This is a genomic window from Bartonella gliris (assembly GCF_045277155.1).
Taxonomy (GTDB): Bacteria; Pseudomonadota; Alphaproteobacteria; order Rhizobiales; family Rhizobiaceae; genus Bartonella; species Bartonella gliris.
The window spans coordinates 185,371-198,188 of record NZ_CP123962.1; the positions used below are offsets into that span (position 1 = coordinate 185,371).

The window sequence follows — 12,818 nt, forward strand, 5'->3', positions numbered from 1 at the left end:
TTGAAAATTATTGTTAAATTTCTTCTCTGTTGCAGGGGAGAAAATGGTGTTTTTACATATTTTTCGGTATATAAAGAGTAAAGTGATTCTTTTTTGAAAGTCTTGAAGCTGTGACCGATCTTACTCAACACCCAGAACGTGATGTGCTGACCGGTATTGAACCAATCAGTATTATTGATGAAATGCAACGCTCCTATCTCGATTATGCGATGAGCGTGATTGTTTCGCGTGCACTTCCTGATGTGCGTGATGGTCTTAAGCCTGTTCATCGGCGTATTCTTCATGCTATGAATGAAATGGGGCTTTCTTTTAATAGATCTTATCGTAAATCTGCAGGTGTTGTTGGTGAAGTGATGGGGAAATTCCATCCTCATGGCGATGCTTCAATTTATGATGCATTGGTGCGTATGGCACAAGATTTCTCTTTGCGAAATCCGTTAATTGATGGTCAAGGAAATTTTGGTTCTGTTGATGGGGATCCCCCAGCGGCGATGCGCTATACGGAATGCCGTTTAGAGAAAGTTTCCGAGGAGCTTTTAGCTGATATCGATAAAGATACTGTTGATTTTCAGGATAATTATGATGGACGTGAGCGTGAGCCTGTAGTTTTACCGGCACGCTTCCCTAACCTTTTGGTCAATGGATCAGGTGGTATTGCCGTGGGAATGGCAACCAATATTCCTCCTCATAACCTTGGTGAAGTTGTTGATGGTTGTATCGCCTTGATTGATAATCCCGATATAACGCTTGATAAAATAATTGAAATTATTCCTGGTCCTGATTTTCCTACGGGTGGTATTATCCTTGGCCATTCCGGTATCCGTTCGGCTTATGAAACGGGCCGCGGTTCAATTATTATGCGTGCTAAGGTTGATATTGAAGAAATTCGCAATGGTCGACAGGCAATCATTGTAAGCGAAATACCTTATCAGGTTAATAAGGCAACGATGATTGAAAAAATGGCCGAATTGGTGCGTGATAAACGCATCGAAGGAATTGCTGATTTGCGTGATGAATCTGATCGTGATGGATATCGGGTTGTTATTGAGCTTAAGAGAGATGTTGTTGCGGATGTTGTTTTGAATCAATTGTATCGTTATACGCCGCTACAAACTTCTTTTGGTTGTAATATGGTTGCGTTAAACGGCGGAAAACCTGAACAAATGACGTTGCTTGATATGCTTCGTGCTTTTGTTTCTTTTCGGGAAGAGGTTGTAAGCCGGCGCACAAAATATCTTTTGCGTAAAGCACGCGAGCGCGCGCATGTTTTGGTTGGTCTTGCACTTGCTGTTGCGAATATTGACGAAATTATAGCGCTCATTCGGAAAGCGCCTGATCCACACACAGCGCGTGCACAATTAATGGAACGGCGCTGGCCCGCTGCTGATGTAGCGCCTTTGATTAAACTTATTGATGATCCTCGTCATATTATCCATGGGGATAATACTTATAATTTATCAGAAGAACAAGCGCGGGCTATTTTGGAATTACGTTTGCAAAGGTTGACGGCGCTTGGGCGAGATGAAATTGCTGATGAATTGAATAAAATTGGAATGGATATTGCTGAGTATCTTGATATCTTGGCATCACGTTCACGCATCATGGGCATTGTTAAGGATGAACTAAACGCTCTTCGCGAGCAATTCGCAACCCCTCGACGTACCGTATTTGGTTTTGGCAGCGCTGAAATGGATAGTGAAGATCTGATTGCGCCGGAAGATATGGTGGTAACGGTTAGTCATAGCGGCTATATTAAGCGGGTACCTCTCAATACATATCGTGCACAGCGGCGCGGTGGTAAGGGGCGTTCTGGTATGTCTACGAAAGATGAGGATTTTGTAACGCGTTTATTTGTGGTTAATACCCATACTCCGGTCCTTTTCTTTTCGTCACGTGGAATTGTTTATAAAGAAAAGGTTTGGCGTTTACCACTTGGTACCCCACAATCGCGCGGCCGCGCTCTGATTAATATGCTCCCCTTACAGCAAGGTGAGCGCATAACAACGATTATGCCCTTGCCGGAAGATGAAGCGAGTTGGAGTGCATTGGATGTGATGTTTTCAACAACGCGTGGAACTGTGCGTCGTAATAAATTATCAGATTTCGTTCAGGTTAATCGCAATGGCAAAATTGCAATGAAACTTGATGAAGAAGATGAAATTCTTTCTGTAGAAACTTGTACAGAAAAGGATGATATTGTTCTAACAACAGCTAATGGACAATGTATTCGCTTTCCAGTTGTTGAGGTTCGTGTCTTTGCAGGTCGTAGCTCAGTGGGAGTGCGTGGTATCAATTTAGCTAATGGTGATAAAGTTATTTCAATGACAGTTTTAGAGCATGTCGAGGCAACATCGGTTGAGCGTTCTGCCTATATTAAACGTGTGATTCAAGAACGGCGTGCCGCTGGTGCAGATGCTGAAGATATCTTAACTCTTGATGAAGATGATGATGGAACAGAAACAGAGTTAACAGATGAACGCTATGCAGAACTTAGTGCTCGTGAGCAAATGCTTTTAACTGTTAGTGAATTTGGTTATGGAAAACGGTCTTCCTCATACGAATTCCGCATTTCGGGACGTGGTGGAAAAGGGATTCGTGCAACAGATCCATCTAAGACAGCTGATATTGGTAAGTTAGTGGCGGCTTTTCCGGTAAAAGCGCAAGATCAAATTATGTTGGTCTCAAATGGGGGACAGCTTATTCGTGTTCCCGTTGACGGTATTCGTATAGCTGGTCGCTCGACAAAGGGGGTGACAATTTTTAATACAGCTGAGGGAGAAAAAGTCGTATCGGTTGAACGTATTTCTGAATCTGAAGATGATGCTAGCCAACTGGATGATGCAGTTGAAAAGCATTCTGATACGGTTGATATGAGCGAAGAGAAATAATTCTGAAATTAGCTGAGTAAAATGATGAAAATTGCTCTTTATGCCGGTTCTTTCGATCCTCTTACAAACGGTCATCTTGATGTTTTGCGAGGCAGTCTCTTTTTGGCTGATAAGGTGGTCGTGGCTATAGGTATACATGCTAGAAAAAACACACTTTTTAGTTTTGAAGAGCGTGTTGAATTAATTGCACAGGTAAGCAAAGCTTTGTTAGGCATAGATTCTGATCGATTGCAGGTTATTTCATTTGATACACTTTTGATTGACAAGGCTCGTGAAATTGGTGCTTCGTTTCTTATTCGTGGGCTGCGTGATGGCACTGATCTTGATTATGAAATGCAAATGGCAGGGATGAATGGCGTCATGGCTCCTGAATTGCAAACTGTTTTTTTGCCGGCGAGCGTCTCTGGGCGGGTGATAACTTCTACATTAGTGCGCCAAATTGCCTCTATGGGAGGTGATGTGACGCCCTTTGTGCCTGCAAAGGTTGCACAAGCTTTGCGCTCAAAATTTCAATCTTTAGGAAAGAATCATTATGTATCTTAGAATTTTTGCTGTTTTGACATGTCTTTTTTGTTTTTTTTCATTCAGTGCTGCAGCAGATGATTCTAGCAATCTTGTTCTATCTCTCAAAAAGGGTGAAGTGGTTATTCGTCTTCGTTCTGATTTGGCGCCAAAACATGTTGCACAAATTAAGAGATTAACAGAAGAAGGTGCTTACAACAATGTTGTATTTCACCGTGTTATTCCCGGCTTTATGGCACAGACTGGTGATGTAAAGTTTGGAAAAAAGGGCAGTGCAGACTTTGATCTTAAACGTGTTGGTACGGGTGGTTCAAATTATCCTAATTTACCGGCGGAGTTTTCAAAGCAGCCGTTTAAGCGTGGCACTGTTGGTATGGCACGTTCACAAGATCCTCATTCAGCAAATTCTCAATTCTTCATTTGTTTTAGTGATGCTGCTTTTTTAAATGGCCAATATACTGTTGTTGGAGAGGTCGTAAAGGGAATGGATGTTGTTGATAAAATTAAAAAAGGTAGCACAAGCAATAATGGATCCGTAAAAGATCCTGATGTTATTAATACTGCCACTTTACAAGCTGATAGATGAGGCAAAGGAGTTAGCCGGATGGCCGAGATTAAAGATCTAGAAAATACCTTAATTCTTGAAACAACAAAGGGGAAAGTGACTATCGAGCTTTTTGCTGATTTAGCGCCTTGTCATGTTGCACGTGTTAAAGAGCTCACGCGTGAAGGTGCTTATGATAATGTTGTTTTTCATCGCGTTATTGATGGTTTTATGGCTCAAACCGGTGATGTGCAATTTGGAAAAAAGGACGGTGAAGAATTTAATTTATCACGTGCAGGTATGGGTGGTTCAGAGAAACCCAATTTGACAGCAGAGTTTTCCAATCTTTCCCATAAGCGTGGTACAGTTTCTATGGCTCGCAGTCAGCATCCAAATTCCGCTAATTCGCAGTTTTTTATCTGCTTTGCCGATGCTCCTTGGCTTGATCGTCAATATTCTATCTGGGGACAGGTCCTTGAAGGTATGGAAAATATTGATAAAATTAAGCGTGGTGAGCCCGTGATGGATCCTGATGCGATTATTAAAGCCACGATTGTTGCAGATGCAGAATAGTGTAGATTTTTCATATGCTTTAACTCTTGTATAGAGAGTTGATATTAGCTGTGTATTTATTTTATGTGCGTGAGTTTGTTTGCTTTTTGTGACTTCTAGAAAAGAAGGTGGCATGAGCGTTAGCTCTTTTACATCATAAATGCATTTTTGATTTATATTTTAAAAAAATAAAAATGCCATCGAATTTTCATGTCGATCATTCATTTCTAAAAAAAATCGGTGAAAAGGATATAGTGTTTTATGGTTTTTGATTATCCCAAAGTTGTTACGAGACTGCCATCATTGTGTGAATTGTACAAGTTAATTTAAGCATATGCTTTGCGTTAAAGTGTATTGCAGAAGGTTGGAATCAAAAGGATTACTCAATCCATTTTTATTTTGACAAAAATGCGCTACTGATACAGATTGCGGCTCCTGTGTTCTCCTGAAATTGCTGAACACTCTAAAGATAATTGGAGAAATTATTCTTTTATATTACTTGTAGATATAGGAACTTTTTCATCTATAAAATTAAGATATATATGGTTAAAAAATGCATTGAGAGATTTTTTATATTAACATTAAATTCGCTAGAACATTTATGAATGGTCGAAGAAACTATGAAAATAAGATCATTTCTATCATTTGCAATTATAATATGTAGGTCTAAATATCTTGAGGTATGTTCTTATGTGCTACACTAATTTTATGAGACCCTATTATTATTTTTATAGCATTAATCGCTTTGATAATAAAATTTTCGCTTACTTTGTGCGTTTCTTTTATGCTGATTTTAGTAATTAGCAGAATTTAAATTTATCCATGACATTTATGATGAGATGGCTAAAAAGTGTCGTTTTTGTTTCTATGGTGAAGCTGAGTTTATAAGATCGAAAAGATGAAAATAATGACAAAGAAGTTTCATTATAGAAAGATTGCTCAAGATGGATGCGCGCGTCGAGGCGAAATTATAACAGGACGTGGGTGTGTTCGCACACCCGCATTTATGCCAGTTGGGACGGCAGGAACTGTTAAAGCTATGTATATGGATCAGATACGTGCTCTTGGGGCAGATATCATTTTGGGCAATACTTATCATTTAATGTTGCGTCCAGGAGCTGAACGTGTTGCGCGTTTAGGGGGCTTACATGAATTTGCACGCTGGTCTGGACCTATTTTAACGGATTCTGGTGGATTTCAGGTTATGTCGCTTGCGGGAATCCGTAAAATTACGGAGCAAGGCGTGATTTTTCGCTCTTACATTAATGGGGCGTACTATGAAATGAGTCCAGAGCGTTCTATCGAAATTCAGGGGCTTCTTAATTCTGATATTCAGATGCAGTTGGACCAATGTATCGCCTTACCTGCAAGTGAAAAAGAAATAGAAGCTGCTATGGAACTTTCATTGCGGTGGGCGCAGCGTTGTAAAACAGCTTTTGGTGATCAGCCAGAAAGAGCAATGTTTGGTATTGTTCAAGGTGGTGATAATTTGAAATTGCGTGAACGTTCTGCTCAGGCATTAAAAGAGATGGATTTGAAAGGCTATGCTATTGGGGGGCTGGCTGTTGGTGAACCGCAGAATGTTATGACAGCTGTATTGGATGCTACTTGTCCGATATTACCAGAGGATAAGCCGCGCTACCTCATGGGGGTGGGAACTCCTGATGATATTTTAAAGAGTGTTGCTCGCGGCATTGATATGTTTGATTGTGTTATGCCAACACGTGCAGGACGTCATGGTTTAGCTTTTACGCGCTTTGGTAAAATTAATTTGCGCAATGCGCGTTATGCTGAGGATCCACATCCTCTTGATCCACAATCGCTATGTCCTGCTGCATCTGATTATAGTTGTGCTTATTTGCATCATTTAATCAAATCCGGTGAATCTCTTGGTGGGATGTTGTTGAGTTGGAATAATCTTTTTTATTATCAACAACTTATGCAAGGAATTCGTGATTCCATTGAAGCAGGGTGTTATGCTGATTTTTGTGCTAAAACGAATGCTTTATGGAAACAAGGGCGATAAAGCATTGGCTGTAATGCATGACTTTTATCTCTTTGCACGTTGATAAAAGTCATTTCTGCGCGGGGAGACTTTGCTAAAAGTACATATATTGGAACAATGATTTCCAAAAGCGCAAAACTGCGCTGCCTTAAAATTGGATGCGCAGTTTTATCAATACATATTTTCCTGCAACTGTAATATTGGACAGGAACTATTACTCCGGTACGCGCTACCTGATCCGGAGAAAAACAGTTCGTTTCTGTTTCTGCTAACTGTTTAGATCAACAATGTTAACGAGGAGTTAGTGAACCCTTAAAGAAGTATGAAAATTGCGTTTTTATGGAGTATTTTGTATTTTTTATCGTTAAATGATGAAGTTTCAACAAAAGGTTTCGATATGGTTTACATATACGTAAGATAATTCTGAATGACACACTGTTAATTGGAAATGTTGCAGGGTTTTATGTAGAGATAAAAAGAGAGGATATCTATGTAGGATGTGAAGGTGATCTTCTCTTGATATTAAGGGCTAGAAAATGCAAATGGTTAATATTATAAATGTTGGTCTCGTTTTTATGAGCAGCGGCATTTCAGTAACTGAAATTCCATTTAGGTTGCAGGCTATTGTCGCTAAAATGCAGTTTGAAAAGAACGAAATTTGTTCATAAATCCACATTATTCTTATGTCTCTATTATGAAAAAACTAAAGGTGATGTTCTTTTCGTTTTGGAAGAAGTTCTCTCGTTGGGAAGTATTTGGCATGGATGTGAGAATATTTTGAGTTTGTTTGTGCATCTTGCAAATATCCAACATTAAAGTGTCAGTGTACAGAAATAATGACAATGAAGAATTCTTATAAACAAAATGCTTTTGCATCTTTCAAAATTGATTCTAGAACACGGCGTTTGGCTATTTTAGCTCTTGCAGTGGGAAGTTTTGCTATTGGCACCGCTGAGTTTGTTGCGATGGGTTTACAGCCAGAGATGGCACGGAGCTCATCTGTTGATATTCCTACGGCTGGTCAATATATTTCTGCTTATGCATTGGGTGTTGTGATTGGAGCACCTCTTTTAGCTGTTGCAACAGCTAAGTTATCACGCAAGATTGTTTTGATAGGATTGATGTTTTTTTATGCGCTGGCAAATATTGCTAGTGCTTGTTTCTCTGATTTTAACATACTGGTAGTGTTGCGGTTTGTCAGTGGTCTTCCACATGGCATTTATTTCGGGCTTGCGACTATGGTTGCATCTTCAATGGTGGAAATGAAAGAACGTTCTAAAGCTGTTGGGGATGTTATGCTTGGTTTGACAATTGCGACGGTGCTAGGAGCCCCAGGTGCAACCTGGATTGGTCAGCTTGTTGGTTGGCAGATTGCTTTCATCCTTGTAGGCGCTATTGCTTTATTATGTTGTTTTCTTATTTGGAAATTCCTACCTTCTATTCCAAATGCTTCAAAAACAAATCCGTTGCGCGAACTGAGCGCATTAAAGCAAAAGCAGGTGTGGTTTCTCTTGGTGATGGTATCGGTCGGTGCATCAGGGTTATTTTCTGTTTTTACTTATATTAAGTCAACATTAATGCATATTTCGGGTGTTTCGCTTGATTGGGTACCATTTATTATGCCGTTAGTTGGATTGGGGATGGTTGTAGGCAATCTTTTGGGGCCTAAGTTGGCAATTAAAATTGGCACTTCGCCAATGATATTTTTTGCTATGCTTTGGAGTGCATTTGTTTTTTTTCTTTTTTTCTTTTTATCCTACACTCCATTAATGGCAGCGTTAGGGTGCTTTCTTGTTGGTACTTCTTTTGCTGCTATGCCTTCTATACAAACAAAAATTATGGATGTTTCTATGCGTGCACAGATTTTAGCAGGAGCTTTAATGCAATCTGCTTTTAATATTGCTAACGCCCTTGGGGCAGAATCTGGAGCATGGGTTTTGAAATTGGGCTATAGTTATGAATATACTGCCATTTTCGGGGGTATTTTAACTCTGTGTGGGTTATTAATTTTTTGCTTTTCATGGTACGTAGAAAAACGTGATCAACATTTCTCTCAGTTATGAATCTTTCTTGAGGAGAAAAGATCTTTTTTCATTTATTTAATCATTTGATTGAGCGGTTGGATTTTTTAATATGCTGTAGGAAACGCGCAAGGCAAATGGAATACCAAGACAGAATAAAAGACCGGAAAATGTTGCAAGAAGAGTTTTTGCGGCAAAAATCATTCCTGTTATTCCCCCAGGATTAAAGAGTCCAGCGAGATTGGTGATTGTTCCTGCTAATGTTGCACTAAAAGCTATTGAGAATAGCTGTACGGAGGTAAGAGATTCACTGGCACGCAGAGCATCTCTATCACTAGCGCATCGTAGTATTCTTGTTAGCAAGTGTGGCCATGCTATGCCGGCACTGATCCCGATGGCAAACAATGTTAAGCAAATGATAAAAGTGTATTCTGGTTTAGGGGTATCGGTTGGAATAAACCATAAAAGGATGCCCATGCCTATCAGGATGAATATGGGAGGATACACAATAAGACTGGGAATTTTTTTTGTAGATGCACCGGCACTTGATATGGAACCACATGTCCAACCAAGGCTCATTAATGCTGCTATATAGCCAGCGGTAAGTGGATCGTGTCCATGGAGATTTTGAAGAAAGAGTGGAAAGTAAAGTTCTAAACCATACACTATTGTAGTCATGATGAGTATCAATGAATAAACTGGAAAAAACTCAGAAGAGAAAGAAAAGGTTTTACATGGCAACATAGGATGAAGCGTAGATGATTCGATTTTTGCTAGAACAAAGAGAAGGCTAAATCCGATCACTAATCCGCAGATTTGCGCAACTGTACTGTCCATAGTTCCCCCAACAGAAATGATAAAAATTAATGCGATAAGTGTGAGGAGTTGAGGGAGGGGGAGTGGGGCTGTTGGAACGTAATTTTCATTTTCTTTTGGTAAAACTTTAAGGGCTATGAGTGAGAAAATTATTGCCAATGAACCGACTATCCAAAAGGACACTCTCCATACGCCATATTGTACGGAAATGCCGCCGATAGCTGGTCCTAATAAGGTTGATATTCCCCACATTGCAGAGATGATACTTAATGCATGCGACCATAAAGGTGGACTGAAAACAATCCGTACCATAGAATGAGATAGGGATAGTAAAGCACCACTTCCAAATCCTTGAACAAAACGTCCTATTAAAAAGAATGGCATAGTCGAAGCGATGCTGCATATAAAAGTGCCAACGGTAAAGATGAGTCCAGCGAGAACATATGCTTTGCGAGGACCTGTTTTCCCTAATATTTTTGTTGCAATTGAAGTACCAAGAAGTGAGGCTGTAATAAAAATAGTAGCCACCCAAGAGTAATACAGTTCACCTCCAATATCGTTCATAAGAGAGGGTAAAATAGTGATAACAATGTAAACGTTTATGGCGTGTAATCCAACACCGCCTGTAAACGTTAAAGAGTAAATGGCATTTTTACCCAATAAAAGCGCGGACCAGCTTTGTTTTTTCACGGTTTTTTCTATTTAGTAAAGAATTGATATTTTTTGTTTATAAGGTAGTTATCTCGATTTTCCAAGAAAAGATTTTAAAGCTCTCCTTTCGCAGAGCTTTGAAATTTAAATAAATTATAACTCAATTGAGCATTGCTTTTTTGAGATTTTCATCGATTTTATCGAGGAAACCTGTTGTAGAAAGCCATTTTTGTTTAGGTCCAATCAAAAGTGCGAGATCTTTTGTCATAAAACCTTCTTCAACAGTCTGAATACAAACTTTTTCTAATGTTGTGGCAAAGTTTTTTAATTTCTCATTGTTATCTAGTTTAGCACGGTGCGCTAGTCCACGTGTCCATGCGAAAATAGAGGCAATAGAATTTGTTGATGTTTCTTCATTTTTTTGATGCTGACGGTAATGACGTGTTACTGTACCATGTGCAGCTTCCGCTTCAACAATTTTACCATCTGGTGTCATGAGAACAGAAGTCATGAGACCAAGGGAACCAAAACCTTGAGCAACGATATCTGATTGGACATCACCATCGTAATTTTTACATGCCCAGACATAGCCACCTGACCATTTAAGTGCAGAAGCAACCATGTCATCAATCAGGCGATGTTCGTAATACAGTTTACGATTTTCAAATTCAGCTTTGAATTCTGCATCAAATATTTCCTGAAAGATGTCTTTAAAACGGCCGTCGTAAGCTTTCAGAATGGTATTTTTTGTTGAAAGATAGACCGGAACGTTCCGTTGTAGTCCGTAATTAAAAGATGCGCGAGCAAAGTCACGAATTGATTCATCAAGGTTGTACATAGCCATGGCAACTCCCGCGCTTGGGGCGTCAAAAACATCATGTTCTATAACTTGATTGTCATCACCGACAAATTTAATACTTAGTTTTCCCTTTCCAGGAAATTTGAAGTCCGTTGCTTTATATTGATCACCAAAAGCATGGCGCCCGATAATAATTGGCTTGGTCCAGTTAGGAACGAGGCGTGGGACATTTTTGCAAATAATGGGTTCGCGAAAAATCACGCCTCCTAAAATATTACGGATCGTGCCATTAGGTGATTTCCACATTTTTTTTAAATTAAATTCTTTGACACGTGCTTCATCCGGCGTGATGGTTGCACATTTTATGCCAACCCCATATTGCTTGATAGCATTGGCAGAATCGACAGTTATCTGATCATTTGTTGCATTTCGATTTTCGACAGAAAGATCATAATATTTGAGATCAATGTCGAGATAGGGATGGATCAATTTGTCTTTGATATATTTCCAGATGATACGGGTCATTTCATCCCCATCGATTTCAACAACGGGGTTTTCCACTTTGATCTTTATCATTAGAAGTCCTTTTTGTTTAAGTGATATTATTTTTTATAACACCTTCAGGACTGTAATGAAAAGTTAATTTAACAAAAATGGTATGAGTATTGACTGAGGATGTAGAGTTTGTTCATTTTTGTTTTTTAATGATTTATATAATTATTTGATAAATTCGACTTAGTGCAATTTTAGCTGTTCTGTTAAATAAATCAGACTATGAATTTAGGTTGTCATTTTACTTCTCAGGTCGTAGACTGTTGGTTTAGATAAAAATCCAATGTTATAAAAAAAGAGTGCTCATTAGCAATTGACCTTATATCTTCAGTTTTGAACCAGTCTTTCAGGATATTCCAAAATTTTTCAAGTCATTTTGAGGTAAAAAGCCTATAAAGGGCGGTGTTGAATTTGATTGCAAAACTAATGATACTAACATTAATATTGGCGTACAAATTTTCACTTATAATGAGAAAAAATGATTTAAAAACTCTATTGTATTTTTCACAACAGGACTTATTGGCAAAAGAAGGCGTGCTGTGTGGAGGCAGGTTTTAAAACGCTATTCCCTTACCTTTATTTACGCATCCCGCACCTTAAAAAAAGATATAAAAATCAATAGATTGTGTAGAGTAAAAAGAAACATGGTACGCCCAAGGGGAATCGAACCCCTGTTTCCGCCGTGAAAGGGCGGCGTCCTAACCGCTAGACGATGGGCGCAAACCAATGATGAGGCTTATAGAGAGGATCTTTTTACTTCGCAAGCCCTATGCGTAATTTTTTTTAAAAAAACGTGTTTTATCGAATTATTTTTTGAGTATATCTCTGTTATTCTCGTTCCGATTGTCTTATTTCTTCAGGCTTTACGTGGAAAAATAGAGAGAAGATCTGTAACGGTTGATAGGAAGTCAACAAGAGTTCAATGCTATTTTTTGTTATTTCCACTTTTAAAGATAGATGGAAATGATAAATTCCGTGATTTTGATATGCTGAGTGTTTTTTTGTATTATTTTACTGCTTCATTGTAGGTTGCATGCGCAAAACATTGCTTTACGTGTTCAAAAAAATCATGAAGGAAAGTCGTCACTCAGGATTTTTCATAAAACCCAAAGCTACTACGGGGCAATTTACTGAAAGAGAATGACAAATACTCTTCAATGAGTTGATAAATAATGCTTTCGCGTAAAAAGTGCGTCTAAGGTAGAAGCCACAAATTCATTTAATTTAATTAAAATGAAAGGGGTGCATATTTATGAATCTGAGAAAGTTTTGAATCAGATTGAACAGAGCAAAAATCAATAATTACTTTATTTATTTATCTAACTAAATAGGAAATATTGAAAAAAATAAAGTTTATTGCTTGCTATTCTGTGTATTTAAAATCTTCACTGTTTTGGAGGTTAACTGTGCAGGCAGAGAGTTTGGTGTCATTAATTTAGGGCCGCACAATCACGATTCGCCAACATTT

Annotated in this window: 9 protein-coding genes and 1 tRNA gene; 7 read left to right on the plus strand and 3 right to left on the minus strand. The window is 38.7% G+C overall.

Annotated features, from left to right (window positions below; genetic code table 11):
- Positions 1 to 110 precede the first annotated feature (110 nt).
- The 7 genes from gyrA to QHG54_RS00815 all read left to right on the plus strand — a co-directional run bounded on the left by gyrA (position 111) and on the right by QHG54_RS00815 (position 8,574).
- A complete protein-coding gene (gene gyrA / locus QHG54_RS00785) occupies positions 111 to 2,888 on the plus strand; it encodes a DNA gyrase subunit A (protein ID WP_317993393.1) in 2,778 nt (925 codons plus the stop codon).
- A 21-nt stretch (positions 2,889 to 2,909) separates the two neighbouring features.
- Entirely contained in the window at positions 2,910 to 3,431 is a 522-nt protein-coding gene (coaD, locus tag QHG54_RS00790; protein WP_406604257.1) for a pantetheine-phosphate adenylyltransferase, read from the plus strand.
- Complete coding sequence (locus tag QHG54_RS00795; protein ID WP_406604258.1) at positions 3,421 to 3,996, plus strand: peptidylprolyl isomerase; 576 nt, start codon at positions 3,421 to 3,423, stop codon at positions 3,994 to 3,996. The genes coaD and QHG54_RS00795 overlap by 11 nt, the downstream gene beginning before the upstream one ends.
- Positions 3,997 to 4,014: 18 nt before the next feature.
- Entirely contained in the window at positions 4,015 to 4,527 is a 513-nt protein-coding gene (locus QHG54_RS00800; protein WP_406604259.1) for a peptidylprolyl isomerase, read from the plus strand.
- Between the two features lie 886 nt (positions 4,528 to 5,413).
- Entirely contained in the window at positions 5,414 to 6,532 is a 1,119-nt protein-coding gene (tgt, locus tag QHG54_RS00805; protein WP_317993389.1) for a tRNA guanosine(34) transglycosylase Tgt, read from the plus strand.
- Positions 6,533 to 7,053: 521 nt separating this feature from the next.
- Complete coding sequence (locus QHG54_RS00810) at positions 7,054 to 7,179, plus strand: hypothetical protein (protein WP_406604260.1); 126 nt, start codon at positions 7,054 to 7,056, stop codon at positions 7,177 to 7,179.
- Positions 7,180 to 7,344: 165 nt separating this feature from the next.
- Entirely contained in the window at positions 7,345 to 8,574 is a 1,230-nt protein-coding gene (locus QHG54_RS00815) for an MFS transporter (protein WP_317994053.1), read from the plus strand.
- Between the two features lie 36 nt (positions 8,575 to 8,610).
- Here the strand turns inward: QHG54_RS00815 and QHG54_RS00820 are convergent, their stop codons facing one another.
- From QHG54_RS00820 to QHG54_RS00830, 3 genes are all read right to left on the minus strand, one after another.
- Positions 8,611 to 10,038, minus strand: a complete 1,428-nt coding sequence (locus QHG54_RS00820) for an MFS transporter (protein ID WP_317993388.1) — start codon at positions 10,036 to 10,038, stop codon at positions 8,611 to 8,613.
- 121 nt (positions 10,039 to 10,159) lie between these two features.
- Positions 10,160 to 11,374: an NADP-dependent isocitrate dehydrogenase gene (locus QHG54_RS00825; RefSeq protein WP_317993387.1), complete on the minus strand. Its 1,215-nt coding sequence runs from the start codon at positions 11,372 to 11,374 to the stop codon at positions 10,160 to 10,162.
- Positions 11,375 to 11,995: 621 nt separating this feature from the next.
- Positions 11,996 to 12,070: transfer RNA gene (locus tag QHG54_RS00830), tRNA-Glu, on the minus strand.
- Positions 12,071 to 12,818 lie beyond the last annotated feature (748 nt).

Coding starts and splice junctions, on each gene's coding strand:
- tgt (WP_317993389.1), top strand. CDS start 5,414: ATGACAAAGAAGTTTCATTATAGAAAGATTGCTCAAGATGGATGCGCG.
- QHG54_RS00810 (WP_406604260.1), top strand. CDS start 7,054: ATGGTTAATATTATAAATGTTGGTCTCGTTTTTATGAGCAGCGGCATT.
- QHG54_RS00795 (WP_406604258.1), top strand. CDS start 3,421: ATGTATCTTAGAATTTTTGCTGTTTTGACATGTCTTTTTTGTTTTTTT.
- QHG54_RS00800 (WP_406604259.1), top strand. CDS start 4,015: ATGGCCGAGATTAAAGATCTAGAAAATACCTTAATTCTTGAAACAACA.
- coaD (WP_406604257.1), top strand. CDS start 2,910: ATGATGAAAATTGCTCTTTATGCCGGTTCTTTCGATCCTCTTACAAAC.
- QHG54_RS00825 (WP_317993387.1), bottom strand. CDS start 11,374: ATGATAAAGATCAAAGTGGAAAACCCCGTTGTTGAAATCGATGGGGAT.